Source organism: Demequina sp. NBRC 110055, assembly GCF_002090135.1.
Taxonomy (GTDB): Bacteria; Actinomycetota; Actinomycetes; order Actinomycetales; family Demequinaceae; genus Demequina.
This window is the reverse complement of record NZ_BBRL01000008.1, coordinates 65,127-90,672: the sequence shown is the minus strand read 5'-3', so window position 1 is coordinate 90,672 and position 25,546 is coordinate 65,127. Positions and strand designations below refer to the sequence as shown.

Here is a 25,546-nt window from a genome sequence, read left to right as displayed (position 1 = left end):
TGCCGCGTGGGCAAAGCAAAAGCCGCACGTTCCGAGAGGAACGTGCGGCTTGCGAGGCGCGAGTCGGTTAGACCGCGCGCTGCACCTTGCCGGCCTTGAGGCACGAGGTGCAGACGTTCACACGCTTGGGGGTACCCGCGACCACGGCACGAACGCGCTGGATGTTGGGGTTCCAGCGACGCTTGGTGCGGCGGTGCGAGTGCGAGATGCTGTGACCGAAGGACGGTCCCTTGCCGCAGACGTCGCAGTTGGCAGCCACGATAGTTCTCCTAAGTTTCCTGCGCGGCCGTGAATCGGCGCGCCACGTTTGAGAGCCCAGCCTCGCCGGGCAACCGCACTAGGGTAACTGACAGTCGCCCCACCGGGCAAATGCGCACGTCACGCAGGTTCCGTGTCGGCGCTGCATGACAGCATAGGCGAGGATCTGTCGGTGCAAGCCGAGCACGAGGAAAGGGATCGATGGCCGAATCGCACGACCTGCGCCGGTGGCTCGACTCGGGCGCCCGAGCGATGAAGGCCGCGCGCGGCCGGCTCGACGCCATTAACGTCTTTCCCGTGCCCGACTCCGACACGGGCACCAACATCTACCTCACTTTGCACGAGGGCAATAGGGCTGTCGCACGCCTGTCAGAAGATGCCACCCACCGTGAGGTCGTGGCCGCGTTCGCGCGCGGCGCACTCATGGGTGCACGCGGTAACTCCGGCGTCATCATCAGCCAATACCTCACCACGTTCCTGGCCCGCCTCGACCGCCACGGCGGCCTCCAACGCATCAAGGCCGGCGACTTGGCGACGGCGCTGACGGAGGCGGCAGACGCCGCCTATCTCGCTGTCGCGTTGCCCGTGGAGGGCACCATCCTCACCACCGCCAGGGCGGCCGCCGACGGTGCGGTCGCGGCTGCGGCCGCCAAAGCTTCGGCGGCCGACACCGCCGTGGCGGCCGTGGTCGCGGCGCGCGCCGCACTAGCCCGCACTCACGCCGACCTGCCCGCGGCGCGTGATGCCGGGGTGGTGGACGCCGGCGCCGCCGGCCTGGTGCTGCAACTCGAGATGCTGGCCGAGGCGATCGCAGGGCCCGAGGCGCTCGCGACGCTTGATGAGGTGGCCTGGGAGATGCGTCAGGGGCGCGAGCGGCTGACGACCGAGGGCCTGCACGGCCATGATGGCGGTGCCTATGAGGTGATGTTCATCGTCCACGACGACCGGGACATTCGCGGGTCGCTCAGCGGCGCGCTGGAGGAGATCGGCGATTCGGTTGCCGTCACCGGCACGCACGACCTGTGGCAGGCTCACGTGCATACCGATGCCCCGCACGCCGGCGTCGCTCTAGGCATCGACGCCGGGGCCCGTCAGATCGTCGTGCGCAACGTACTCACGGGGCACGACGCGGATCGCTCGGCGACGGGCATCGTCGCGCTCACCGTCTGTCCCGGGCTCGCCGAGCCACTGGCGGACGCCGGCGCCGTCGTGCTCGTGGTGCCGGATCCCGCCACGCTGACGCGGCGCGCGCTACGCCGCGCGGTGCAGGACGCCTCCTCGCACCACGCCGTGGTCGTCGCCGGTGATCCGCAGCTGCGCGCCGCGGCGCGCGAGCTGGCCCAGCGCAGGCGACATCCGGCGCTCACGGTGCTTGACGCCGACCATGACGGTCAGGTCATCGCGGCCGTCGCCGCAGCGGCCCTCCTCACGCCGGGACAGGACCTGGCGGAAGAGATGGCCGATGCGGTCGCGCGTACCCGCGTGGCCCGCTCCACGGGCGACGCGCTCGATCAGGACGTCGACGCGATGGTGACAGACCAGACCGAGGTGGTGTCGTTGATCCTCGCGACCGGCGTGCCCGACGCCGTCGCAGACGTGGTGCAGATGTCGGTACGTGCCGCCGCCCCGAGCGCGGACGTGACGGTGTATCACGGTGGGCAATCCTCGCCCGCCGTGCTCATCGGTGTCGAGGACCGGGCGTGAGCGATCGCCTCGCGGAACCCCTGAAGGCGGTGCTGGGTGCGCGCACGGCCGGTGGGCTGGCCAAGCTCGGCCTCGTCACGGTGGGCGACCTGGTACGCCACTACCCGCGTCGGTACGACTCTCCCGGCACCATGACGGATATCGGCTCGCTGCGCGTGGGCGAGCACGTGACCGTCATGGCCCAGGTGCGCTCGGCTCAAGTGCGCTCGATGCGCTCACGCGGCGGCGCGATGCTCGAGGCCGTGGTGACCGACGGCGCTGCATCGCTGCAGCTGACGTTCTTCGCCAAGCGCGCGGGCGTGCTGCGCATGCATGAGGACAAGCTGCGCGCGGGTCGCACCGGCCTGTTCACCGGCACCGTGGGCGAGTACCGCGGCAGGCGCCAGCTGACCCACCCCGACTACCTCGTGGTGGGTGTGGACGCCGCGGACGAGGGTGAGGCGCTCGTGGAGGCCTCCCGGCCCATCCCGATCTATCCTGCCTCGGCGGCGGTGCCGACGTGGCGCATCGGACGCTCGGTACGCACCGTGCTCGACCCGCTGACCGAAGCGGACGTGCCGGACCCGCTGCCGGAAACTCTTCGTGAGGAGCGGGACCTGCCCACCCTGCTCGAGGCGCTGAGGCTGGTCCACACGCCCGACGACGAGCCCGCATATCGGCGGGGCCGGGAGCGCCTGCGCTTTGAGGAGGCGTTCGTCCTGCAGACGGCGCTCGCGAGGCGTCGCGCGGCGCACGCGGAACTCACCGCGGTGCCCCGTCTCGCGCGCCCCGGTGGGCTCTTGGACGCGGTCGATGCTCGCCTGCCCTTCCCGTTGACCGGAGCGCAGGTGGAGGTGGGTCGCGAGATCGCGGCGGATCTCGACCGTGACCGGCCGATGCTCCGGCTGCTGCAGGGCGATGTGGGCGCGGGCAAGACGGTCGTGGCATTGCGTGCGATGGCACAGGTGATCGATGCGGGAGGTCAGGCGGCTCTGCTCGCCCCCACCGAGGTTCTCGCCGCCCAGCACGCACGGTCGCTGCGTGACCTGCTGGGGCCGCTGGCCGACGGCGGCATGCTGACGGGAACCGAAAACGCCACGCGTGTGGCGCTCCTGACGGGCTCGCTGGGTGCCACCGCCAAGCGACAGGCGCTCGCGGAAGCCGCCTCCGGTGCGGCGGGCATCGTGGTGGGCACGCACGCGCTACTGAGCGAGCACGTCCAGTTTGCGGACCTCGGGCTCGTCGTCGTCGACGAGCAGCATCGGTTCGGTGTGGAACAGCGTGACGCCCTACGCGAGCGCGGAGCCCGCCCGCCCCACACGCTCGTGATGACGGCCACGCCCATTCCCCGCACGGTGGCGATGACGGTCTTCGGCGACCTCGAGACCTCGGTGCTCGGCGAGCGCCCCGCGGGCCGAGTGGACGTCGTCACCCATGTGGTGCCGACCGACAACGAGGCGTGGCTGGCGCGCGCCTGGGCACGGGCGCGTGAAGAGATCGACGCCGGCAGGCGCGTGTACGTGGTGTGCCCCCGCATCGACGCCGACGAACCCGAGTCCGCAGAGGCGGACGCGCCCGGCGTCGACGACGTCGTTGCACCCGCCGACGCCGCCCCCGACACGCCGCTCGCGTCCGTCGTCGCCACGGTTGAGGAGCTCGCGCAGCGCCCCGAACTCGCGGGTGTCGCTATCGGAGTGATGCACGGCAGGCTCGCGCCGGACGACAAGGACGCTGCGATGGACCGGTTCGCCTCCGGCCAGACGCCGCTCCTTGTGTCGACCACGGTCATCGAGGTCGGCGTCGACGTGCGCGAGGCGACCATGATGGTGGTGCTCGATGCGGAGCGGTTCGGCATCTCACAGTTGCATCAGTTGCGCGGCCGCGTGGGCCGCTCCGACCTACCGTCGTTGTGCCTGCTGATCAGCCGCGCCGAGCCTGGCACCACCTCGCACGAGCGGCTCCAGGCGCTCGCGGACACCTCTGACGGCTTCGTGCTCGCCGAGAAAGACCTCGAACTGCGGCGCGAGGGCGACGTGCTGGGAGCCTCGCAGTCCGGAGGGCGGTCCTCGCTGCGTCTGCTGCGCGCCGTGCGGGACGCCGCGCTCATCGACGAGGCCCGCGGCCTCGCCGTCGCCGTGGTGGACGCGGACCCGTCCCTCGCACTCCATCCCCACCTCGGTGCGGCGGTGGCTGCGTGGCTCGATCCCGAGCGGGAGGCGTTCCTCGAGAGAGGGTGATCTCCCGTCGCGCCACTTTCGCACGAAGGGTGCCCTTTTTCGTGGGGTTTTGCCTATATTGAAAGGGTGGTCCCGGGCCCGAGGCCACGCGTGGCTTGTCGCCGCGTAGCGTCGAGGCAAGGGGAAACTCATGACAGACCGTGACTCGCGATCGTTGAGGCGCGACCGCGCCAAGCTCGTCCTCGCGGGAATCGCCGTGGCAGGCATCGGTGCCGCCGTGACGACCGCCGCATGGACCGACGACGTGTGGTTCAGTGCCGAGGCCGAGGCCGCCACGTTTGACCTCCAGGGTCGGGTGGAGCCTGATGGCGCGTGGCTCGATGAAGGCATCGACTCGACCGACTCCACGGTCGACGGCGAAGACGTCGTCATCGAGATCCCGTCCGAGACGTTTGTAGGCTTGGTTCCCGGCTCGAGCGTCGACGTGGAACTCGGATTGCTCAACGCGGGCACGTCAGACATTGACCTCGCGGCTCCCGTGGCGCAGGAGCTCCTCGGCGCCATCTTCACTGGCACCGACCCCGCGACCGTCACCATCGGCGCCCTCGGGGCCACCACACTCGCGCCTGACGAGACCACCACCTTTACCGTCACCGTCTCGACGAGCGACACGTGGCCTGAGACCTACATCAACACGTCGGGCACCTTCTCGGTCCTCGTTGTCGGCACCGCGAGTTGAGCCGGGCTCCACGCCGCTTGCCATGATCCGCCTCCTGCGCGCTCTCGGCGGCGCGGCCCTGTGGGCCGCCGCCGCCCTTGGCGCGCTCACCTGCGCAGTGTGGCTCGCCACTGCCGCAGACTGGATCAAGCCGCTGATCGTGGTCTCCGGCTCCATGGAACCGGAGATCCCCACCGGAGCATTGATCATTGATCGACCCCTCGATAGCGCCGAGGTGGTAGTGGGGGACGTCGTCTCACTGCCGTCGACGGTCACAGGGAATGTGGTGACTCACCGCGTCGTCGACGTCGCGCGGCACGGTGACGCGATCGCGCTCACGTTGCGTGGCGACGCCAACCCCATCGACGATCCCGAGCCGTACCTCGTGGACGGCGATCTCTGGGAGGTCGCCGTGGTCATTCCCGGTCTGGGAGAGGCCATCGCGGACGTGAGTCGGCCCGGGGTCGTGATTCCCGCCATGATCGCGATCGGCGCGCTTCTGGGACTGTCGTTGCTGCGTGGCCCCGCCCCTGACCGCGGCGGCCCGGAAGTCCCTCGCGGCAGGGGCGCGTCCGCGGACAGCGGAGGCACGCCATGAGGTCCGCCGTGCGCGCCCTGCCCGCCGTGCTCATCGCCATCCTCTTCGCCGCATGCGCGGCCCTCGCGGGCTCCATCGGCTCCACCCGAGCGCAGGTCGATATTGCTGTCGACGTGGACCTGGGCCTTCTCCTGCCAGGCGAGACCGTCACGCGTTCCCACGCGGTCGAGGTGCCCGAAGTTGCCACTGTGGTGCGTTCCGATTGGGTGAGGCGTGAGGGCCTCGCCCAGGAGATCGCGTGGGATATTCAGCTGTGTAGCGCGGACCGGTGCCAGGATGTCGCGCCGCCGCTGACCGGCGGGCGATTTGCACCCGGTAGCTACACGTTGGAGATCGCGGCGACGCTCCCTCAGACGGCTTCCGCCGGAGCCGGGTCGGCGCTCGGCGTGGTGACGCTGCAGTCCGAGGCCACCGTCATCGAAGGAAACGGCGGAGCCGACAGCGGCGGCACAGGCGATCCCTTGCCACTCACCGGAGGGGCGCTGCCGTGGACGGTCATCGCGCTCGCGGGCGGCGCCGTCGTCGCGGGCGTGTTCGCGATTGCCCTCGCCCGGCCCCGCCGGGAGCAGGAAGGGGCTCCGTCGTGAATCGCCGACCGCGCCTCGCGCTCGTCGCCGCCATGGTCAGCCTCGGCGCCCTGGCGGCGGTTCCGGTGGCCACGCAGGCCGTGTGGACGGACGATGCGTGGTTCTCGGGGACTGTCGCGGCGGGCGACTGGAGCGAGGGCGGCGGAGGAAGCGGGGGCGGAGGCGGTATCGACCCCGGCGACAACACGGACATCGTCGACATCACGTGGACCGTGGCGTCACCGTTGTCCAGTTGCGCCATCGTCGAGGTCACCACCACATCGGACACGCCGGTGGAATGGTCCATCACGGTGGATCCCGACGAAAGGCCGTGGAACCACGACGATCCTTCGCAGATCCAGGTCAACAACGGCGGCCAGATCGTTGAGCCGCGCACGTCGCCCTTGGTCATCGTCGGCAACACCGATTCATCGGGATCTTTTAGCGAGTACAGCAATAACACCCCGATCGAGGCGGGACAGGTCGCGAAGGTCGAGGTGTGCGGCTACAACAACGAGGTACCGCCGCCGGAGCCCGACAACGGGGAGTGGTACACGTGGTCCGTCTCCGCGCCTGTGACGAGCCCCGGCCAGGTGTGCTCGACTCTGACGGTTCAAGGCCTCGTCGACGAGGCCGAGGATCCCTTCTTCTACGGCTGGGGCATCACCATCGATATCCAGCCTGCGATCGATGCTTATCTCGCGTCCGGCGCAACGGTCTACTACGTCGGTTCCACTCCGTCGCCATCCTCGGGCTACGAGTTCACGTTCACGCAGCAGGACCCGCCCAACGAGAACCTCGTCTACATCCAGTCCGGCACCGCGATGGCGCTCCAAGGCACCGACGTTCAGACGCTTGAGGTGTGCGTTTACGGGGCACCGCCGTGAGCGTGACCTACGCTGGTCGCCGTGACCAGAATCATCGCGGGCGAGCTCGGCGGGCGGCGCCTCGCCGTTCCGTCCAAGGGCACCCGCCCCACGACCGACCGGGTTCGCGAGGCGCTGTTTAGCAGGCTTGATCATGCCGATGCGTTGCGCGACACCCGGGTGCTCGATATCTTCGCCGGCTCCGGCGCGCTCGGGATCGAGGCGCTCAGCAGGGGAGCCGCGAGCGCCGTGTTCGTGGAGGCGAACACGGCCGCCGCACGTGTACTCCAGCAAAATATCCGCGACCTCGGCCTCACCGCCCGTGCGCAGGTCGCGCGCGAGAAGGCCGCGCCGTACGTCGCCCGCGCGGCCGGAGCCTTCGACCTGGTCCTCATCGACCCGCCCTACGACCTGCCCGCCGCCGAGGTGGACGCCGTCCTCGCCGCGCTGCCGGCCCTACTCGCCCCCGACGCCCTCGTGGTGCTCGAGGGCTCCACGCGTGCCGTGACGCCCTCGTGGCCCGCTGCGCTCGACGCCTACGACGCCAAGGACTACGGCGAAACCCGCCTGCATTACGCGGAACTCGTCGGGTAGCGTCGAGCCATGACGATTGCCGTCCTGCCGGGCACCTACGACCCCATCACCGTGGGCCACGTTGACATCGCGCGCCGCGCCGCGCGGCTGTTCGATGAGGTCATCATCGCGGTCGCTCACAACTCGACCAAGACGCCGCTTCTCGGCGCCGATGAGCGGGTGCGCCTGGCTGCGGCCGCCGTCGCCGACATCCCGGGTGCCCGCGCGGTGCGCACCGACGGGCTCATCGTGGACTTCTGCCGCACCGTCGGTGCCGATGCGCTCGTCAAGGGCCTGCGCGGCGGAGCGGACTTCGACGCCGAGCGGCCCATGGCGCTCATGAACCGCTCGCTGACGGGCATCGAGACCGTGTTCGTGGTCGGGGACAATGCTCTCAGCCATGTCGCGTCCTCGCTCGTGAGGGATGTCGCCAGGCACGGCGGTGACATCTCCGCATACGTGCCTGCGGGCGTGGCCGATGCCGTGGCGCGGTCCGTCGCGCGCGCGTGAGAGCGCCCGTGTTGAGAAATGGGTCCGGTATCGCGTAAAGTAGTGCGCCGGTCCTGCCGACGGTACGGGCCTGGGTCCAGTGTGGATCGGAAACATCAGGGAGGCGCGACATGACGCACCGCCCCGAAGTCTCTCCGTATCGCGTCCCCGTGCGGGATTTGATACGGCGTCCGGGTGCTCAGCACCAGGTCATCGAGACGTTCCCGACACCAGTGGTCCTAGGCACCGACGTGATCGGCGTGCCGGAAGGGAAGGACATCGAGCTCGACCTGAGCCTCGAGTCCCTCTCGGAAGGCATCTGGGTTTCCGGAACCGTGCACGCACTCGCCGTGGGTGAATGTGGACGCTGCCTGGACGAGGTTCGACTCGACGTCGACGCCTCCGTGCAGGGGTTGTTCACGACCAGCCCGATGGCGCAGGACGGGGACGACGAGGAGCCCGAGGACGTGTTCGAGTTCGACGGGGAGACCCTGGACCTCGAGGACGTGGTGAGGGACGCGGTGGTCACATCGCTGCCCTTCACCCCGCTGTGCCGCCCCGACTGCCCTGGTCTGTGCGACCAGTGCGGAGCGCGGCTTGAGGATGACCCGGACCACACCCATGAGGTGATCGACCCCCGATGGTCGGCCCTGCAAAGTTTGACTGAAGAGAAAGAGAGCTAGCCGTGGCAGTTCCCAAGCGCAAGATGTCGCGTTCGAACACGCGTGCCCGCCGTGCCCAGTGGAAGACCACCGCTGCGAACCTCACCACGTGCCCGTCGTGCAAGGCCGACAAGCTGGCCCACACCGCGTGCCCGTCGTGCGGCGCCTACAACGGTCGTCAGTACGCCGAGGCGCTGCGCACCGAGCACGAGGCGTAAGCACCCTTCTTCCGTACGCGGACGCGAGGCGAGCAGTTGAGCATCCCGGGACAGGCCGCAGCCGATGAGCTAGCGGCCCGTCTCGGTGTCTTCATCGACCCCGAACTGCTCGTCCTCGCGCTCACGCACCGCTCGTTCGCATACGAGCACGGTGGCTTGCCGACCAACGAGCGCCTCGAGTTCCTCGGCGACTCGGTCCTCGGTATCATCGTCACCGACCGGCTGTACCGCGACCACCCCGACCTTCCTGAGGGTGAGCTCGCGAAGATGCGCGCCGCAACCGTCTCCCAGAAGGCGCTGAGCGAGGTCGCGCGCTCCATCGAGCTCGGTCCCTGCATCCTGCTGGGCAAGGGCGAGACCGCCACCGGCGGCGCCAACAAGGACTCGATCCTGTGTGACGCCTTCGAGGCCGTCCTGGGCGCGATCTACCTCACTCACGGCATCGACACCTCCCGCGAGGTCGTCAACCGTTTGGTGGGACCCCTGCTCGACAGGGCGGCCGATGCCGGGGTCGCCCTGGACTGGAAGACCTCGCTCCAAGAGGCTGCGGCGGCGCGCGGCAAGGGCGCCCCTGTCTACACCTGCGAGGGCGAGGGGCCCGACCACGCCCGCACCTTCACCGCGACCGTGACGATCGACGGCGTCGCCTACGGCGTTGGTGTGGGGAGCGCCAAGAAGCACGCCGAGCAGGAGGCCGCCGAGCGCGCCTATGCGGCGCTGACGGCCGACGCCGCCACGCCCTCCGCCTGACGCGGCCGCCGTCGATGCCCGAGCTGCCCGAGGTTGAGACCGTCCGTGCCGGCCTCGCACCCTTCGTCACGGATGCGACCGTCACCTCGGTCGACGTGCGTCGCGAGTCCGTCGCGCGCCTGCTGCCCGGTGGCGGCAGCGAGTTCGCCGCCCGCCTGACTGGCGCCACCATCGCGGGCGCCGTGCGGCGGGGCAAGTTCCTGTGGCTGCCGCTCAGGCGCAGTGAGGATCCGGCCGATGCCGGTGCAAGCGAGTCTCTCAGCGCTCACCTGGGGATGTCGGGACAGTTCCGCGTGCACACCGCCGCCGATGCCCCCGAGCCGCACCCGCACTGCCGTGCGCGGCTGAGCCTGCGCCGCGCCGGAGAGGACCTGGTGCTGGACTTTCTGGACCAGCGCACGTTTGGGTACCTGCACGTCGAGGACCTCCTGCCGACCGCGGACGGACTCCCGGGCGGCCACGGCATCGCCGATGCCCACGTGCCCGTGTCCGTCGCGCACATCGGCCGCGACGCGTTCGACCCCCACCTCGACGCGCGGGCAGCGTCACGCGCGTGGCGCGCCGGCAGGCGCGGCATCAAGCAGGTACTCCTCGACCAGACGCTCGTGTCCGGCATCGGCAACATCTACGCCGACGAGGCGCTGTGGCTCGCGCGGGTTCACCCCGAAAGGCCGGCCCATGCCGTGAACCCGGCCACGGCATCGGCCCTCCTCACGGCGACGCAAACGGTGATGCGCAGCGCCCTGGCCCAGGGCGGCACCAGTTTTGACGCGCTCTACGTCAATGTGAACGGCCAGTCGGGCTATTTCGCGCGCGGCCTGGAGGCCTACGGGCGCGGCGGCGAGCCGTGCCGACGCTGCGGCCATCCCCTCCGTCGGGAGACCATCGGCGGGCGCTCGACCCATTGGTGCGCCACATGCCAGCGGCGATACTCTCCGCGGCGCGCGGGCACGCACTAGGTGCGAAGGGGCGCGGACGCCTACGATGCAGGGTATGGCTGACGTACGCGTGCTGGTATTGGACGACCACGAGGTGGTTCGTCGGGGAATCTGCGACATCCTCGACCGAGCTGACGGGGTCGAGGTCGTCGCGGAGGCGGGATCGGTCGCGCAGGCCGTGCGCCGCGCCGATGCCGTGCGTCCCGACGTGATCCTGTCCGACCTGCGCCTGGGCGACGGCACCGGGCTGGACGTGATCGCTCACGTGCGCCAGTCGCTGCCGGGCACCCACGTGGTGGTGCTGACCAGCTACGACGACGACGAGGCGCGCACCGCCGCCCACGCGGCCGGGGCCGACGCGTTCGTGGCGAAGACCGCGGGCTCTGCCGAACTCCTGAAGGCTGTCCTGGATGCCGCCTCGGGGCGCGAGCACGGCCAGCACATCTCGGTGGGGGAGGACGAGCTCACCGCTCGCCTGACGCCCACCGAGCGGCGCATCCTCACAGCCGTCGGCGACGGCCTGGCCAACAAGGAAATTGCCGAGCAGCTCGGCATCGCCGAGAAGACCGTGAAGAACCACGTCACTTCGGTGCTCGCGAAGATGGGCCTGAAGCGCCGCACCCAGGTGGTCGCGTGGGCCACTGCTCGCCGCGCGCAGTCGTTCCGCGGCTGACGCTCGCTAGCGCCTGACCTCGACGTTCCACGTCGCGCGCGAGCCCGGGCGCTCCGCCGACGGGTCCACCGGCTCGAGCGAGAAGCTGCCGTTGCGCCTGAGCGCGCGGTTGCCCAGGTTCGACGTACCGGAGTAGCGCTTGGTGGCGCCTGCGGGGCCGATGCCGTTGTCCTCGACCACCATGATGAGGCGGTCGTCCTCGACGGTGATGGACAACTGCACGGCGGTCGCTCGTGCGTGACGCGCGACGTTGGAGAGCAGCTCGCGGAGGACCGCGATGGCGTCGTCGGCAAGGGTCGCATCCGCCGCCGCGACCGCATTGACGTCGGACCACGCCGCCGTGAGGTCGGGCGTGAAACCGAGTGTCGCCTGGGCCAGCGTGATCTCGCGGCGCATGCGGTCGCTCGCGGGCTCGCTCGAGCGCTGCCCCGCCAGATTGCGCATGACCCCACGCACCTCGTACTGCGCGCGCTTGACGTGGTCCGCGGCGCTCGCGAGGCGGCCCGTCTGAGCCTCCGACGCCTCCGTCGCCAGCGCCTCCAGGTGCATCGCGGCGGCGAACAGTTCCTGGGAGACGAAGTCGTGCAGGTCGTCGGCGATCTGCTCGCGCTCCTCCAGCAGGGCGGCGCGGCTGCGCGCCTGGTTGAGATCCGCAAGGGTCAGCGCGAGTGCCGCCTGGTGGGCGAAGCGCTGCGTCACCTCGAGGTCGTCGGCGGAAAACTCGGGGTCGCCCTTGTCGCGCCACAGCATGAGCAGGCCGAGGGTCTCGCCGTCGGAGGCGAGTGGCGCGTACAGGCTGGGCCCGTACTCCGTGATCTGGTGCAGCACATGGTTGCCGGGGGGCGCGGGGGCGACGATGCCGGTCGAGGTGCGGATCACGTCCATCGCGGAACCCTGGGAGGGAAGCTCGAGGCCGATGATGTTCTGGGCGTAGTCGCCCGCCGCCATCTCGATGACCCACGCGTCGTCCACGCCCGGCAGCACCAGCGCGGCGGTGGGGGCGTGAGCGAGCTCGCGCGCGGCGTCCACGATGCCCTGGAGCGCCTCCTCCTCGTCCTCCGTGGCGAGCATCTGCGTCGTCAGGCGCTGGGAGGCCTCGAGCCACCGTTCGCGAGCCACGGCATCGTCGTGGAGCTTGGCGTGATCGATGGCGACCGAGGCGCCTGCGGCGAGCGCCAGAATCATGCGCTTGTCTTCTTCGTCGAACGGCCCACCGGCCTTGTCGGCGAGGTAGAGGTGGCCAAAGACGAGACCGCGCACCGTCAGCGACGTGCCCAGGAAGCTCTCGAGGCGGGGGTGCCACTTCGGCATGCCACGGTAGTCGGGGTCCGCGTCGATGTGCTCGACGGCGAGGGTGCCGTGGGCGGGGATCTTCGCGAGCACCCCCACACGGCCCGGCGGGTGCCCGATGCGTTCCTTCGTGTCCTCGGGGATGCCCTGGGTGAGGAACGCTATCGACTCGCCGCGCGCGTCAAACACGTGCAGCGCCGCGTAGTGCGCCCCCGTGAGTTCGCGCGCCGAGTCCAGCAGGGCGTTGAGGACCTTGTCGAGCGACAGGTCCGCGTTGAGCGCCATGATCGCGTCCGCGAGCGTCAGGGCGGACGATGCGGTGGTGCGGTCAGTCATCGAGGCTCACCGTCACGTCGGCAAGGTCGGACAGCTGCAGGTGGTGGGTCACGAGCACCACGGTACGGCCTTCCCCGCGCAGGCGACCCAGCACGGCGCCGAGCGCGTGCCGGCCGGCCGTGTCGAGGTGCTCGGCGGGTTCGTCGATGAGCACCACCGGCTGAGGCGTGAGCAGCACCCGTGCCAGGAGCAGGCGGCGCCGTTCGCCACCCGAGACGCTGTCGCCGCCGGTCCCGAGCGGGGTGTCGAGGCCGTCGGGGAGCGCGTCGAGCCACGCGGCGAGGCCGACGGCGGCGAGGGCGTCGCGAGCCTCGTCGGCCGTGACGGAGCCGCGTGCCACCCGCAGGTTCTCCAGCACGGTGGTGCCGAACACGTGGGCATCCTCCGCCGTCATGCCCACCACCGGGCCCAGCAGATCGCGGTGGGCGTCAGCGGCACCGATGCGTGCCGCGCCGGCAACCGGCGCAACGATACCGGCGAGCGTGGCGAGCAGCGTGGTCTTGCCGATGCCCGAGCGGCCCACGATGGCGAGCACGCCGCCCGCGTCGACGTGGGCTGTGACCGGACGGGTCGGGGTGGCACTGGGCCAACCCACGCTCAGGTCTGTCAGCGTCACCGCATAGTGGCCCTGAGAGCTCGTCGGCGACGGAGCGCCCGCCGAGTCGCGGGGGCCGCGGGAAGCCGGCGACTCGGAGGCGGGTGACTGAGGAGCGGGCGACTCGGGGGCCATGGCGACGATCCGCCGGGCGGCCTCGCGCGACCGGAACAGCTGCTGGGTGGCGGTGGGTACCGCTCCCACGGCCTCGAAGGCGGCCAGGGGTACCAGGGCGATCATCGCGGCGGTGGTGGCGCCATAGAGGCCGGCGTTGACGCCGGTGACGGCGATGGCGAGGCAGGCGATGAGCGCGCCACCCGAGGCGAGCGCCTGGACCGCGGCGGCGAGCGCAGCCGGCCTGGCCTGTGCCTCGTGTGCCTGCTCGGACGCGGCGTTCGCCGCCGCCAGCGCATCGCGCGCCTCGCCCGTCGTGCCCCACACGCGGTGCTCGGCGGCGCCCTCGAGGCCGGACAGCACGGCATCGGCTACCCGGGCATCGGCCGCCACGCCCTGGATGGCCGCGATGCGAGCCGAGCGCCACGTCAGCAGCGCGGCGCCCAGCCCCGCGACGAGGATGGCGACGGCGAGGACGGCGCCGGCGCGGGGGTCGAGGAAGCCGAGGATGCCGATGGAGAGGCCGGAGACCACCACCGCGACGCTGAGCGGAATGATGGCGCGCACCACGGCGTCGCCCACGGCGTCCACGTCGCCGCCGATGCGCGCGAGGACGTCGCCGCGGCGCAGGCCCACGACGGTGTCGGCGGGCGATGACGCGAGCCTGTCGTACACACGCGCGCGCAGGCTGACGACGCCGCGGAGAGCGGTCTCGTGGCTCGACAGGCGCTCGAGGTAGCGAAACAGCCCGCGGCCGATGCCGAAGAAGCGCACCACCACGGCCGCCAGCGCCAGGTCGGCGGGGGAGGGCATGCCGGCGGCGCGTGCGATGAGCCATGCGGCGATGGCGGATAGGCCGACGGCGGAGCCCAGCGCCGCGGAGCCGTTGATGATCGACAGCGCGAGGCGCCCGCGCGACAGTTCAGAGTCTCTCAGCAGCGCACGCAAGGCGCGGCGCGGTGGCGGTGGCGTGGTGGCGCTCGCGGCGGTGGCGCCGCGACGTATGGTCATCGCGCCACCTCCATCGCGGTGACCTCGACCACGACGTCCGCCACGGCGATGAGATCCTCCTCGTGGGTGGCGACGATGACCGTCGCGCCCGTCGCGGCCGCCGCCGTGATCCGGGAGATCACGGCGTCACGGGAGGCCCGGTCCAGATGGCTGGTGGGCTCGTCGAGGACCACGACGGGACGACCCGCACTTAGGGCCCGCTCGAGCGCGACGCCCTGACGCTGACCCAGGCTCAGCGTGCGACCCTCGGGGCCGAGGTCGGGGCGCTGCGGCGCCCACGCGAACTGCTCGGACCAGCCAGCGGCCTCGACGTCGTAGGCGTCGACGCGGCCCTCCGGCGTGAGCGCCGCGACGAAGCCCGAGTCCGGCGACAACAGGCCCATGACGGCCGCCAACGCGGTGGACTTGCCGTCGCCGTTGGGTCCCACCAGCGCGGTCACGGTGCCGGGCCGGGCGCTGAAACTGAGGCGCCCGGGCGCCAGGCGGCGGCCGTCAGGCGTCGACACGGCGAGATCCTCGACGACGAGGGTGGCGCCGGCGAGGGTCGGGGCGGCAGCCGTGCCGCCGGGGGAGGCGACGGGCCTTTCCAGCACGTCGAACGCGGCGTCGGCGGCGGCCATGCCGTCGGCGGAGGCGTGAAAGTGAGTGCCGACCATGCGCAACGGCAGGTAGACCTCGGGCGCGAGGATGAGCACGGCGAGAGCGGTCTCGATGGTGACGCCCCCGGCAACCAGGCGGAAGCCCAGCGTGACCGCGACGAGTGCGACGGCGAGGGTGGTGAGGAGCTCGAGCACCATGCCCGACAGGAACGCGATCCTGAGCGATCCCATGGTGGCGCGGCGTTGAGCGTCTCCCAGCTCCCGCACACGCGCGGACGGCCCGTGCTCGCGGCCCAGTGCGCGCAGCGTCGGCAGGCCGGCGATGAGGTCGAGGGTGCGGCTGGCGAGCCGCTGCATGGCGTCGAGGTGCTTGGCCGAGCGCTCCTGGGTGGTGAGGCCCACCAGGACCATGAAGATTGGCACCAACGGCAGCGTGCCGATGACGATGGCCGCCGAAATCCAGTCGAGGCCCAGCACGACGACGATCATGATGGGCGTGACGGTGGCGCTGAGCAGCAGCTGCGGCAGGTAGCGCACGAAGTAGGGCAGCAGCGAGTCGAGACCGCGCGTCACGGTCGTGGCGACGCCGGCACCCTCGCCCGACGCGGCCCACCGCGGGCCGAGAGCCGCGGCGTGCGAAACCACCTGGGCGCGCAGCTCGGAGATGACGCGCGAGCCCGCACGGTGCGCGAGCCGCTCCTGGGTCCACGTCAGCACCACGCGAACCGTGACGACCACGCCCAGCCAGCCGAGCGCGACGGCAAGGTTGCGCGCCTCGACGGGCACCAGCACCCCCAGCCACCCCAGCCCGTCCTCGGTGAGGGGGGAGGGGGCGAGGACCGGCGCGAGCGCGCGCGAGATCAGCAACGCCTGGACCAGAATCGCCAGCGCCGTGGCGAAGCCCAGCACGGCGGTGGTGACGATGTAGCGCCGTGCTGGGCCGATGCGACGGATGAGGCGGGGATCGAGGGGACGCACGCGGCCTACGAAAGGTCGTGAAGCATCGGCCGTCGACGCACCGCCCTACTCGGGGCAGGGGTCACTGCGAGACCTTCTTCGGCATACGTAGGGTGGGAAGCCCGCCGTGCTCGGGGATGTGATCTGTCGACAGGCGGCGGCGGAACACCCAGTAGCTCCAGCCCTGGTAGAGCAGGACGATCGGCACGAAGATCACCGCGACCCATGTCATGACAGTCAGGGTGTAGTCGGTCGACGATGCGTTGTCCACGGTCAGCGAGAACGCCGGGTCGGTGGTGGACGGCATGACGTCGGGGTAGAGCGAGCCGAAGATCAGCACCACGGCGCCCACGATGGCCACGGCATTGGCGGCGAAGGCCTTGCCGTACGAGCCGGCGTTGCCCCACACCCAGGTCAGCACGAGCGCGACGGCGGCCACGGCGACGGCCGCCCAGGTCCAGGCGACCGAGTAGGCGATCTGGGTCCAGATGGCGAAGACCGCGGCGATGACGAGCGCGATGGGCGCCATCGTCTTCGCGACGGCGCGGGCACGCTCGTGGACCTCACCGGAGGTCTTGAGCGACAGGAAGATCGCGCCGTGGCTGAGGAACAGCGCGAGCGTCGTGGCGCCGCCGAGCAGGGCGTAGGGGTTGAGCAGTGTCCAGAAGGAGCCGGTGTAGGTGAAGCTCTCGTCGATAGGCACACCGCGGACGATGTTCGCGAAGGCGACACCCCACAGGATCGAGGGGATCCACGCGGAGCCCATGATCACCCAGTCCCAGCGCTGACGCCACACGTCGTTGTTGATCTTGCCGCGCCACTCGATGGCGCATGCGCGCACGATGAGCGCGACCAGGATCAGCAGGAGGGGCAGGTAGAAGCCAGAGAACAGGGTCGCGTACCACTCGGGGAAGGCCGCAAAGGTGGCGCCACCGGCGGTGAGTAGCCACACCTCGTTGCCGTCCCATACAGGGCCGATGGTGTTGAGCGCGACGCGGCGACCCTTGTCGCCCTTGCCGACCTTCTCGAGCAGCATGGCGACGCCAAAGTCGAACCCTTCGAGAACCAGGTAGCCGGTCCACAGGATCGCGATGAGGATGAACCAGACGAGTGTGAGTTCCATGGTGGCCTGCCTCCTAGTACGCGAACGACAGCGGGCGGTCGGGGTCGGTGGAGACCTCTTCCGGCTCGGGGTTGGGGGCGCCCTCGTTGACATAGCGCTTCATCAGCAGGAACCAGAACACGCCGAGGACGGAGTAGACGACCGTGAACGTGGTGAGCGAGATCACGACGTCGGCCACGGAGGTCGCCTCCGAGACGCCGAACATCGTCATGAGCATGATCTGGTCGGATCCGGTGGGGTTGGGGGCCACCACGAAGGGCTGGCGTCCCATCTCGGTGAAGATCCAGCCGAAGCTCGCCGCGAGGAACGGCATGGGCAACGACACGAGCGCGAGCTTGCTCATCCACGGCTGGTCGATGGCGCGGCCCTTGCGGGTGAACCAGAGGATCGCGACGGACAGGGCCGCGGAGAAGGCCGCGAGACCGATCATGAGGCGGAACGACCAGTAGGTCACCAGCAGGTTGGGACGGTACTCGATCTCCTCGCCGTCGGGCGTGGTGGCGCCGTAGCGCTCGGCGTAGATTTCCTGCAGGTCGTTGACGCCAAGCACCTCACCGTTCCAGTCTCCCGTGGCGAGGAACGACGTCAGCCCGGGGATCTCGATGACGTGCTGGACGGAGTCGGGGTCATCACCGGCGGGGTTGCCAATCGACAACAGCGAGAACGGTGCGGGACCGTCGGGGGTCTCGATGAGTGCCTCGGCCGCGGCCATCTTGATGGGCTGCTGCTCGAACATGAGCTTGGCCTGCTCGTCACCGGTGATGATGACGGCCGCGCCCGAGATCAGCATGACAACCGCGCCAAAGCGTGCGGCGGTGCGGTACATCGGAACGTCCGCGTGGTCCTTGTCCTGGCGGCTGTGGCGCACCATCCACCACACGGCGATGCCGGCGACGAACGTGCCGGCGACCAGGAAGGCCGTCGCGATGACGTGCGGGAAGGCGACCAGCGTCGTGTTGTTGGTCAGCACCGCCCAAATATCCGTCATCTCGGCGCGGCCCGTCTCCGGGTTGTACTCGGCGCCCACCGGGTGCTGCATCCACGAGTTCGCCGCGATGATGAAGTACGCCGACAGCAGCGAGCCGATGGCGAACGCCCACACCGTCATGAGGTGGATCTTGCGCGGCAGGCGGTCCCAGCCGAAGATCCACAGTCCCAGGAACGTCGACTCAAGGAAGAACGCGGCCAGCGCCTCCATGGCCAGCGGCGCACCGAAGACGTCGCCGACGAACCGCGAGTACTCGGACCAGTTCATGCCGAACTGGAACTCCTGCACGATTCCGGTCGCGATGCCGAGCGCGAAGTTGATCAGCAACAACTTCCCGTAGAACTTGGTCAGCCGGTAGTACTTCTCCTTGCCGGTGACGTTCCACGCGGTCTGCATGATCGCGACGAGCGTCGACAAACCGATCGTGAGCGGCACCAGGACAAAGTGATAGACGGTGGTGATGCCGAATTGCCACCGCGCCAGGTCAAGTACGTCCACGGGAACTCCTTCTCGAACCTCTGTGAGAAACCTAACTGAAGGCGCCCCGATCGGGCGCCGGGACCTAGGTCCCGGTCGCGATTACGTTTCGGTCACGAAGGTGGACTGGGGCACCTTGCGCCGGGCCGATGCGGTGGCCGGGCTGCGGGCCTCGGTTCAGGTCCGCATCGGCGTGCCAAGACACGCGCGTGCCAGGGGCTTCATGACGGCTGAGCCCCTGTGTGTCACAATGGGCGGCAGGTCCGCGTCCCTCCACACGGGGGCGCCAACCGCGCGACAGACGCAGCGACTGTGCAGCTGCCATCCCGTCACGGTCCCGCCGGGCTACAGCCGGTAGGCGGAGACATCGGGGATAGGCGCTCCCCGCAGGCGCCGCTGTCCGCCGCGACCTGAAGACTTGGGTGGCCACAACCGTGGACCACAAACGACGACACCGTCGATGCACAGTGTGGGTGCATCGATCCGAGGTACCCGCGTTGAGCGAGGACAACAACACTCCCGACAACCCCACGACGGCCGTGATCTTCCAGGCTCCCGAGCCGGCCAGGTCGCGACGCGCTTCGGCGCCCGCGGGGCCGCCCACCAGCGCCGCCGACCGCGCCAAGGCGTCATCGCCTGCGGACGCGCAGGCAACTCCCGCCGGCGACGAGGCCGCTCAGGCGCCCAAGGCCCGCCGCGGCGGAGGGAAGAAGAAGTCGGCGCCCGTCGGTGGTGCCGCCGACGCGGGCGGTGACGACGCACCCGCCAAGGCGCAGGCCAAGAAGGGCGCCAAGACCGACAAGAGCGCCAAGACCGACAAGCCGAAGGACGACGGCGCGTCAGATCGCGCCGAGGATGCCACCAGCGAGGCGTTGAGCGACCGCTCCGGCGATGACGCGGGCAACGACGGCGATGGCTCGGGCGAGGGTGGTGCCAAGCGTCGCCGCCGTCGCGGCGGACGGGGACGCGGCAAGAAGCGCACCCCCGGTGAGGGCGGCGAGTACGCCGCCGAAGCCGACTCAGAGGAGGACGCCGCCGGTGGTTCCGACGCGTCAGGCGCCCAGGGGTCCGAGCGTTCCAAGGGTGATGCCCGCGAGGCGAAGGATGACGACACGGACGGCAACGGTGACGCCGAGGACGGCGCCGACGGCAATGACGACGGTGACGGCTCGGGTTCGTCCCGTCGTCGCCGTCGCCGTCGTGGCTCACGCTCCGGCTCGTCGTCGAGCGGTGCGGGGTCGAGCTCGCAGGGTGGTTCCGACGACCAGTTGCAGGGCTCCACGCGTCTCCAGGCCAAGCGTCAGCGCCGCCGTGAGTCGCGCGACGGCCAGCGCCGCCGTCCCGTGATCTCGGAGGCGGAGTTCTTGGCACGGCGCGAGTCCGTCAAGCGCGACATGATCGTGCGGGAAAAGGATCACCGCGTCCAGATCGCGGTGCTCGAGGACGACGTCCTCGTGGAGCACTACGTCTCGCACCAGGCACAGCAGTCGATGGCGGGCAACGTCTACCTGGGCCGCGTGCAGAACGTGCTGCCCGGCATGGAGGCCGCGTTCGTCGATGTGGGCCGCGGACGCAATGCGGTGCTCTACGCCGGTGAGGTCAACTGGGACGCCGCCGGCCTCGAGGGCAAGCCGCGCCGCATCGAGCTTGCCCTGAAGCAGGGCGACACGGTCATGGTGCAGGTCACCAAGGACCCCATCGGTCACAAGGGCGCGCGCGTCACCTCCCAGATTTCGTTGGCAGGGCGCTTCCTGGTCTACGTTCCCGGCGGCGGCGTCACCGGCATCAGCCGCAAGCTTCCCGACACCGAGCGGGCACGCCTGAAGAAGCTGCTGCGCGAGGTCATTCCGGCCGACGCTGGCGTGATCGTGCGTACGGCCGCGGAAGGCGCCTCGGAGGAGGAGCTGCGCGCCGATGTGGAGCGCCTCAAGCGCCAGTGGGACAACATTCAGGCCGAGGCCGAGAACGGCAAGGCCCCCAAGCTGCTGCGCGGCGAACCCGACATGGCGATCCGCGTGGTGCGCGACATCTTCAACGAGGACTTCGAGTCGCTCACGATCCAGGGTGACGACACCTGGAACTCGTTGAGCGCCTACGTGGGTCAGGTCGCCCCCGACCTCATGACCCGCCTCCACAAGTTCACCGGCGACGGCGACGTGTTCGCGGAGCACCGTGTGGACGAGATGCTCACCAAGGGCATGGACCGCAAGGTGTGGCTGCCCTCGGGCGGCTCGCTCGTCATCGACCGCACCGAGGCGATGACCGTCATCGACGTCAACACCGGCAAGTTTGTCGGCAAGGGCGGCACGCTCGAAGAGACGATGACGCTCAACAACCTCGAGGCCGCCGAGGAGATTGTGCGCCAGCTGCGGCTGCGCGACATCGGCGGCATCATCGTCATCGACTTCGTTGACATGCTGCTCGAGGCCAACCGCGACCGCGTGCTGCGCCGCCTCATCGAATGCCTGGGCCGTGACCGCACCAAGCACCAGGTGGCCGAGGTCACCTCGCTGGGCCTCGTGCAGATGACGCGCAAGCGTGTGGGCCAGGGCCTCGTCGAGGCGTTCTCGGAGACGTGCGAGCACTGCAAGGGCCGCGGGTTCCTTGTTCACGGCGAGCCCGTGGCCGAGGCCAGCGAGAAGCAACCCGAACCGCGCCGCCGTGGCGGGCGCGGCGGAAACGGCGGCGGCAACAACGGTGGCGGAGGCAACTCCGGTGGCGGAGGCAACTCCGGTGGCGGACGCCAGCAGCAGAACCAGGGCAACCAGCAGCCTGCCAAGAAGCAGCCTGAGCAGCAGCACGACGAGGCACACGCCCACGCGGCAGCTCAGGGTGAGACCCATGCACTCGACGACCGCGAGGAGGCGCGCGCGGCCGTGAAGGCCACGCTCGCATCGATCGCCGCGGCGGCCGAAAAGGCCCACCACGGAGACGAGCACGGCACCGAGGTGCCCGCCGAGATCGTCGTCGACATCCCCGAACGTGAGGCCGGGGCCCCCGTGGCCACGACCGCCGCGACTGAGGCACCCGAGGCGTCCGACGCCCCGAGCGCCGAAGCCGCCCCGACCGAAGGCGAGGCGGCCGACGAGGCCGCCGAGGCATCGGCCGACCCCGAGGTCCGCGAGGACTAGACACGCCGCCCCGCCCGGTTTGACCGGGCGGGGGAGCGGGGCGTATATTTGTACGTCGGCGCGCGAGCGTCGAGACCTGCCTGCGCCGCGCATGGCAGCGGCAGGAAACCAACCAAAGTTTTGAAGGACATATTCATGGTGTACGCGATTGTGAAGGCTGGCGGCCGCCAGGAGAAGGTCTCCGAGGGCGATGTCATCGTCGTCGACCGTCTCAAGGCCGACCAGGGCTCGACCGTCGAGCTCGCCCCGGTGCTGCTCGTCGACGGTGACAAGATCACCTCCGACGCCAAGGCGCTGGCCAAGGTCAAGGTGACCGCCGAGGTCATCCGTGACGAGCGCGGCCCGAAGATCGACATCCTGAAGTACAAGAACAAGACCGGATACCGCAAGCGCATCGGCCACCGCCAGGACCTGACGCGCCTCAAGGTCACCGGTATTAAGTAAGCGAGGAGACACTCATGGCACACAAGAAGGGCGCGAGCTCCTCGCGCAACGGACGCGACTCGAACCCCCAGTACCTGGGCGTGAAGCGCTTTGGCGGCCAGACCGTCAACGCCGGTGAGATCATCATCCGCCAGCGCGGTACCCACCACCACCCCGGCCTGAACGTGGGTCGCGGCAAGGACGACACCCTGTTCGCCCTCGAGGCCGGCGTCGTGGAGTTCACCAACCGTCGTGGCCGCAAGGTCGTCGACGTGGTCGCAGCGGTCTAACACCGCTCACGCAGTTTCCCGTCAGGGGCGTCGCCGTTACCGGCGGCGCCCCTGACGTCTATCTTGGGACGGACGCCCCGTTCCCGACTTGACGCAAGGCCCGACAGGAGGCACGAGCATGGCGACGTTCGTCGACCGCGTGGTGCTCCACGTGACGGCAGGCAAGGGTGGCCACGGCGTGGCCTCCGTGCACCGCGAGAAGTTCAAGCCTTTGGGCGGACCCGACGGCGGCAATGGCGGCCGCGGCGGCTCCGTCGTCCTCTATGTGGATCCGCAGGTGACCACGCTGCTGGATTACCACCACGCACCGCACCAGGTGGCAGCTAATGGGAACCAGGGTGCCGGCGACATGCGCCACGGCGCCAATGCGAAGGATCTGCGCCTGGGCGTGCCGAACGGCACCATCGTCAAGACGCAGGACGGCGAGGTCATCACCGACCTCGTCGGCGACGGCGCCGAGGTGGTCATCGCTCAGGGTGGCCGCGGGGGACTGGGGAACGCCGCCCTCGCCACCACCAAGCGCAAGGCTCCCGGCTTCGCTCTGCTGGGCGAGCCGGGCGAGGAAGCGACGGTGCTGCTCGAGCTCAAGTCGATCGCCGACGTCGCGCTCGTCGGCTATCCCAGCGCCGGCAAGTCCTCGCTGATCGCCGCGATGAGCGCCGTGCGCCCCAAGATCGCCGACTACCCGTTCACGACGCTCGTGCCGAACCTCGGCGTGGTCCAGGCCGGCGACAACCGCTTCACCATGGCGGACGTCCCTGGTCTCATCGAGGGCGCCTCCGAGGGCAAGGGCCTGGGACACCACTTCCTGCGCCATATCGAGCGCTGCGCTGTCATCGCCCACGTGCTCGACACCGCCACGCTCGAGACCGACCGTGATCCGGTGAAGGATCTCAAGGTCATCGCCGGCGAGCTGCGTGCTTACGCGGGTGACGAAGCGATCAGCGGCATCCCGCTGGCTGAGCGCCCCCAGATCATCGTCCTCAACAAGATCGATGTGCCCGACGGGCGCGAGCTCGCGGCGATGGTGCGTGAGGAACTCGAGGAGACCGGCATGCCGGTGTTCGAGGTCAGCGCCGTCAGCCACGAGGGACTGCGAGAGCTGTCGTTCGCGCTGTCCGCCATGGTGACGGAGCACCGCGCCCAGGAGCCTGAGCTCGAGGCCGCGCCAATCGTCATCCGCCCCAAGGCAGTCGACGACGGCGGCTTTACCGTGCGCCACGTCCGCGACGGCGCCGAGGACTACTTCGAGGTGCGCGGAGCCAAGGTGGAGCGCTGGGTCAAGCAGACCAACTTCACCAACGACGAGGCCATCGGCTTCCTCGCCGACCGCCTCGCGAAGGCTGGCGTCGAGGAGGCACTGTTCCGCGCGGGTGCCGTTCCCGGCTCCGAGGTTCTCATCGGCCCGCGCGAGGGCGGAGTCGTGTTCGACTGGGAGCCCACGATGGCGACCGGTGCCGAACTGCTGGGCTCGCGAGGGTCCGACCTGCGCATCGAGCAGCACGAACGCGGCGACGGCCGCGCCACGCGTGCCCAGAAGCGTGCCGACCACAAGGAACGCATGGACGCCAAGAGCGCTGCGCGCGACGAGTTGCGCGGCGAGCGCGACGCGGGTATCTGGACGGATCCCGGCGCGGACGACTGACCTCGGACGGCGTCGTCGTGGCGGGCGTTGCGCGTTTCATCCGCCACGTGCGATGCGCCAGGATAGAGGCGCGGCGACACGCGCCGCGCGACGTAAGGGAGTGACGTGACCGAGGTGCGTGAGTCCATCGCCAGGGCGCGGCGGATCGTGGTGAAGATCGGTTCGTCGTCGCTGACCGGCGCGGACGGTCGCCTCTCCGGTGCCGCGGTGAGGCGCCTCGCGGACGTCATCGCGGGCGTGCGGGCCGAGGGGCGCCAGGTGGTGCTGGTCACGTCGGGTGCCATCGCCGCGGGTCTCGCACCCATGGGACTTCCCATGCGCCCCAAGGACCTCGCCACGGCGCAGGCGACGGCCTCGGTGGGGCAGGGCGCGCTCGTCGCCGCCTATAGCGCCGCCTTCGAGGACCACGGCATGACGGTCGGCCAGGTGCTACTGACGGCAGTCGATATGGGCCGGCGTTCGCACTACAACAACGCCCAGCGCGCCTTCAACCGGCTGCTCGACCTTGGCGTCGTGCCCATCGTGAACGAGAATGACGCCGTCGCTACCGACGAGATCCGCTTTGGCGACAACGACCGTCTCGCCGCACTCGTCGCCACTGTGGTCCACGCAGATGCCCTGGTTCTGCTCACCGACGTGGACGGCCTGTACACCGCCGCACCGGGAACGCCGGGCGCCGAGCGTATCGACGAGGTGCAGTCGCCCGATGAGATCGGCGGTGTGGACGTGTCGAAGCGCGGCAGCGCGTTGGGCACCGGCGGCATGATCACCAAGCTGGAAGCCGCGTCCATCGCGACCACCTCGGGTATCGCGGTCGTGTTGGCGGCGGCGCCCCAGGCGGCCGATGCCGTGGCGGGCCGCCGTGTCGGCACTCTTTTTCACCCCACGGGCAAGCGCGACACCACTCGCCTGCAGTGGCTCGCCCACGCCGCGCGGACCCGCGGCACGATCATCGTGGACGCGGGCGCGGCCCGTGCGCTCCGTGGCCGACGGGCGTCCCTGCTGGCCGCGGGCGTCACCGAGGTCACGGGTGCGTTCGAGGCGGGCGAGCCCGTGGACCTCATTGGCCCTGACGGCACCGTCGTGGCTCGCGGCTTCGCGGGGTTCAGTGCCGACGAGGCGCACGCCATGAAGGGCCTTACCACCGACGTGCTGGGCGAGAGGCTCGGCGATCACTACGCCCGGGAACTCATTCATATCGACGATCTCGTGGTGATGTAGGGCTCGCGGCGTCGCCGGACTTGGCAGCGGCGTAGGCGCTTTCCCTCGTACATCGATTCGATTTGTGGTCGCCCGTTACAAAACTGCAACCAAAAATGGCCTTCTGGTCAGTAAGTTGCCCTACCGGGCCGGGCGCGCCGTGGTTACTGTGACAGAGGTCACTCAACGATGAGTGGT

At 70.0% G+C, this 25,546-nt stretch carries 24 protein-coding genes; 18 read left to right on the top strand and 6 right to left on the bottom strand.

Going from position 1 to position 25,546, the window contains the following annotated elements:
- Window positions 1-67: 67 nt before the first annotated feature.
- Window positions 68-259, bottom strand: coding sequence for a 50S ribosomal protein L28 (gene rpmB / locus B7K24_RS09615; protein ID WP_061962473.1), 192 nt, complete (start codon window positions 257-259; stop codon window positions 68-70).
- A gap of 200 nt (window positions 260-459) precedes the next feature.
- Here rpmB and B7K24_RS09610 point away from each other — a divergent pair, with 200 nt between their 5' ends.
- The 13 genes from B7K24_RS09610 to B7K24_RS09550 all read left to right on the top strand — a co-directional run bounded on the left by B7K24_RS09610 (window position 460) and on the right by B7K24_RS09550 (window position 11,169).
- Window positions 460-1,962: a DAK2 domain-containing protein gene (locus B7K24_RS09610; RefSeq protein ID WP_084130124.1), complete on the top strand. Its 1,503-nt coding sequence runs from the start codon at window positions 460-462 to the stop codon at window positions 1,960-1,962.
- Window positions 1,959-4,178 (top strand): ATP-dependent DNA helicase RecG, encoded by a 2,220-nt coding sequence (locus tag B7K24_RS09605; protein ID WP_084130123.1) that lies wholly within the window; start codon window positions 1,959-1,961, stop codon window positions 4,176-4,178. The genes B7K24_RS09610 and B7K24_RS09605 overlap by 4 nt, the downstream gene beginning before the upstream one ends.
- A 130-nt stretch (window positions 4,179-4,308) precedes the next feature.
- Window positions 4,309-4,857, top strand: coding sequence for a hypothetical protein (locus tag B7K24_RS09600; protein ID WP_084130122.1), 549 nt, complete (start codon window positions 4,309-4,311; stop codon window positions 4,855-4,857).
- A 22-nt stretch (window positions 4,858-4,879) separates the two neighbouring features.
- On the top strand, window positions 4,880-5,434 hold the full coding sequence (locus B7K24_RS09595) for a signal peptidase I (RefSeq protein ID WP_084130121.1): 555 nt from the start codon (window positions 4,880-4,882) through the stop codon (window positions 5,432-5,434).
- Window positions 5,431-6,021 carry a hypothetical protein gene (locus B7K24_RS09590; protein WP_084130120.1) on the top strand — a complete coding sequence of 197 codons (591 nt, stop codon included), beginning with the start codon at window positions 5,431-5,433 and terminating at the stop codon, window positions 6,019-6,021. The genes B7K24_RS09595 and B7K24_RS09590 overlap by 4 nt, the downstream gene beginning before the upstream one ends.
- Entirely contained in the window at window positions 6,018-6,887 is an 870-nt protein-coding gene (locus B7K24_RS09585) for a hypothetical protein (protein ID WP_084130119.1), read from the top strand. The genes B7K24_RS09590 and B7K24_RS09585 overlap by 4 nt, the downstream gene beginning before the upstream one ends.
- Before the next feature lie 21 nt (window positions 6,888-6,908).
- Window positions 6,909-7,460, top strand: coding sequence for a 16S rRNA (guanine(966)-N(2))-methyltransferase RsmD (rsmD, locus tag B7K24_RS09580; RefSeq protein ID WP_084130118.1), 552 nt, complete (start codon window positions 6,909-6,911; stop codon window positions 7,458-7,460).
- Window positions 7,461-7,469: 9 nt separating this feature from the next.
- Window positions 7,470-7,949, top strand: a complete 480-nt coding sequence (gene coaD, locus B7K24_RS09575) for a pantetheine-phosphate adenylyltransferase (RefSeq protein WP_084130117.1) — start codon at window positions 7,470-7,472, stop codon at window positions 7,947-7,949.
- 110 nt (window positions 7,950-8,059) lie between these two features.
- Window positions 8,060-8,611, top strand: a complete 552-nt coding sequence (locus B7K24_RS09570) for a DUF177 domain-containing protein (RefSeq protein ID WP_084130116.1) — start codon at window positions 8,060-8,062, stop codon at window positions 8,609-8,611.
- 2 nt (window positions 8,612-8,613) lie between these two features.
- The gene (gene rpmF / locus B7K24_RS09565) at window positions 8,614-8,808 is read left to right on the top strand and encodes a 50S ribosomal protein L32 (RefSeq protein WP_084077790.1); all 195 of its coding nucleotides are present in this window, start codon (window positions 8,614-8,616) and stop codon (window positions 8,806-8,808) included.
- Window positions 8,809-8,844: 36 nt separating this feature from the next.
- Entirely contained in the window at window positions 8,845-9,558 is a 714-nt protein-coding gene (gene rnc, locus B7K24_RS09560; protein WP_084130115.1) for a ribonuclease III, read from the top strand.
- A 14-nt stretch (window positions 9,559-9,572) separates the two neighbouring features.
- The gene (gene mutM, locus B7K24_RS09555) at window positions 9,573-10,517 is read left to right on the top strand and encodes a bifunctional DNA-formamidopyrimidine glycosylase/DNA-(apurinic or apyrimidinic site) lyase (RefSeq protein ID WP_084130114.1); all 945 of its coding nucleotides are present in this window, start codon (window positions 9,573-9,575) and stop codon (window positions 10,515-10,517) included.
- A gap of 34 nt (window positions 10,518-10,551) precedes the next feature.
- The gene (locus B7K24_RS09550) at window positions 10,552-11,169 is read left to right on the top strand and encodes a response regulator transcription factor (protein WP_234986658.1); all 618 of its coding nucleotides are present in this window, start codon (window positions 10,552-10,554) and stop codon (window positions 11,167-11,169) included.
- A 6-nt stretch (window positions 11,170-11,175) separates the two neighbouring features.
- Here the strand turns inward: B7K24_RS09550 and B7K24_RS09545 are convergent, their stop codons facing one another.
- The 5 genes from B7K24_RS09545 to B7K24_RS09525 form a co-directional block, all read right to left on the bottom strand.
- Window positions 11,176-12,795 (bottom strand): GAF domain-containing protein, encoded by a 1,620-nt coding sequence (locus tag B7K24_RS09545; RefSeq protein WP_084130112.1) that lies wholly within the window; start codon window positions 12,793-12,795, stop codon window positions 11,176-11,178.
- Entirely contained in the window at window positions 12,788-14,515 is a 1,728-nt protein-coding gene (cydC, locus tag B7K24_RS09540; RefSeq protein WP_084130111.1) for a thiol reductant ABC exporter subunit CydC, read from the bottom strand. Before cydC ends, B7K24_RS09545 begins: the two co-directional genes overlap by 8 nt.
- Window positions 14,512-16,092 carry an ABC transporter ATP-binding protein/permease gene (locus B7K24_RS09535; protein WP_084130110.1) on the bottom strand — a complete coding sequence of 527 codons (1,581 nt, stop codon included), beginning with the start codon at window positions 16,090-16,092 and terminating at the stop codon, window positions 14,512-14,514. The genes cydC and B7K24_RS09535 overlap by 4 nt, the downstream gene beginning before the upstream one ends.
- Before the next feature lie 61 nt (window positions 16,093-16,153).
- Window positions 16,154-17,194: a cytochrome d ubiquinol oxidase subunit II gene (gene cydB, locus B7K24_RS09530; RefSeq protein WP_084130109.1), complete on the bottom strand. Its 1,041-nt coding sequence runs from the start codon at window positions 17,192-17,194 to the stop codon at window positions 16,154-16,156.
- 13 nt (window positions 17,195-17,207) lie between these two features.
- Window positions 17,208-18,680, bottom strand: a complete 1,473-nt coding sequence (locus B7K24_RS09525; RefSeq protein WP_084130108.1) for a cytochrome ubiquinol oxidase subunit I — start codon at window positions 18,678-18,680, stop codon at window positions 17,208-17,210.
- Window positions 18,681-19,156: 476 nt separating this feature from the next.
- Between B7K24_RS09525 and B7K24_RS09520 the strand changes: the two genes are divergently transcribed.
- The 5 genes from B7K24_RS09520 (at window position 19,157) to proB (ending at window position 25,369) form a co-directional block, all read left to right on the top strand.
- Window positions 19,157-21,790, top strand: coding sequence for an Rne/Rng family ribonuclease (locus tag B7K24_RS09520; RefSeq protein WP_307182341.1), 2,634 nt, complete (start codon window positions 19,157-19,159; stop codon window positions 21,788-21,790).
- Between the two features lie 135 nt (window positions 21,791-21,925).
- Window positions 21,926-22,234 (top strand): 50S ribosomal protein L21, encoded by a 309-nt coding sequence (gene rplU / locus B7K24_RS09515; protein ID WP_084130106.1) that lies wholly within the window; start codon window positions 21,926-21,928, stop codon window positions 22,232-22,234.
- Between the two features lie 14 nt (window positions 22,235-22,248).
- Window positions 22,249-22,503, top strand: a complete 255-nt coding sequence (rpmA, locus tag B7K24_RS09510; protein ID WP_084130105.1) for a 50S ribosomal protein L27 — start codon at window positions 22,249-22,251, stop codon at window positions 22,501-22,503.
- 118 nt (window positions 22,504-22,621) lie between these two features.
- Window positions 22,622-24,148 carry a GTPase ObgE gene (obgE, locus tag B7K24_RS09505; RefSeq protein ID WP_084130104.1) on the top strand — a complete coding sequence of 509 codons (1,527 nt, stop codon included), beginning with the start codon at window positions 22,622-22,624 and terminating at the stop codon, window positions 24,146-24,148.
- Between the two features lie 105 nt (window positions 24,149-24,253).
- Window positions 24,254-25,369 (top strand): glutamate 5-kinase, encoded by a 1,116-nt coding sequence (gene proB, locus B7K24_RS09500; RefSeq protein ID WP_084130103.1) that lies wholly within the window; start codon window positions 24,254-24,256, stop codon window positions 25,367-25,369.
- The last annotated feature ends 177 nt before the right edge of the window (window positions 25,370-25,546 follow it).

Bases quoted from the DNA above. Each gene is read 5' to 3' on its own strand.
- B7K24_RS09610 (WP_084130124.1), top strand. From the start codon at position 460: ATGGCCGAATCGCACGACCTGCGCCGGTGGCTCGACTCGGGCGCCCGA.
- B7K24_RS09600 (WP_084130122.1), top strand. From the start codon at position 4,309: ATGACAGACCGTGACTCGCGATCGTTGAGGCGCGACCGCGCCAAGCTC.
- B7K24_RS09595 (WP_084130121.1), top strand. From the start codon at position 4,880: ATGATCCGCCTCCTGCGCGCTCTCGGCGGCGCGGCCCTGTGGGCCGCC.
- B7K24_RS09590 (WP_084130120.1), top strand. From the start codon at position 5,431: ATGAGGTCCGCCGTGCGCGCCCTGCCCGCCGTGCTCATCGCCATCCTC.
- coaD (WP_084130117.1), top strand. From the start codon at position 7,470: ATGACGATTGCCGTCCTGCCGGGCACCTACGACCCCATCACCGTGGGC.
- B7K24_RS09570 (WP_084130116.1), top strand. From the start codon at position 8,060: ATGACGCACCGCCCCGAAGTCTCTCCGTATCGCGTCCCCGTGCGGGAT.
- mutM (WP_084130114.1), top strand. From the start codon at position 9,573: ATGCCCGAGCTGCCCGAGGTTGAGACCGTCCGTGCCGGCCTCGCACCC.
- B7K24_RS09550 (WP_234986658.1), top strand. From the start codon at position 10,552: ATGGCTGACGTACGCGTGCTGGTATTGGACGACCACGAGGTGGTTCGT.
- B7K24_RS09545 (WP_084130112.1), bottom strand. From the start codon at position 12,795: ATGACTGACCGCACCACCGCATCGTCCGCCCTGACGCTCGCGGACGCG.
- cydC (WP_084130111.1), bottom strand. From the start codon at position 14,515: ATGACCATACGTCGCGGCGCCACCGCCGCGAGCGCCACCACGCCACCG.
- cydB (WP_084130109.1), bottom strand. From the start codon at position 17,194: ATGGAACTCACACTCGTCTGGTTCATCCTCATCGCGATCCTGTGGACC.
- rplU (WP_084130106.1), top strand. From the start codon at position 21,926: ATGGTGTACGCGATTGTGAAGGCTGGCGGCCGCCAGGAGAAGGTCTCC.
- rpmA (WP_084130105.1), top strand. From the start codon at position 22,249: ATGGCACACAAGAAGGGCGCGAGCTCCTCGCGCAACGGACGCGACTCG.
- obgE (WP_084130104.1), top strand. From the start codon at position 22,622: ATGGCGACGTTCGTCGACCGCGTGGTGCTCCACGTGACGGCAGGCAAG.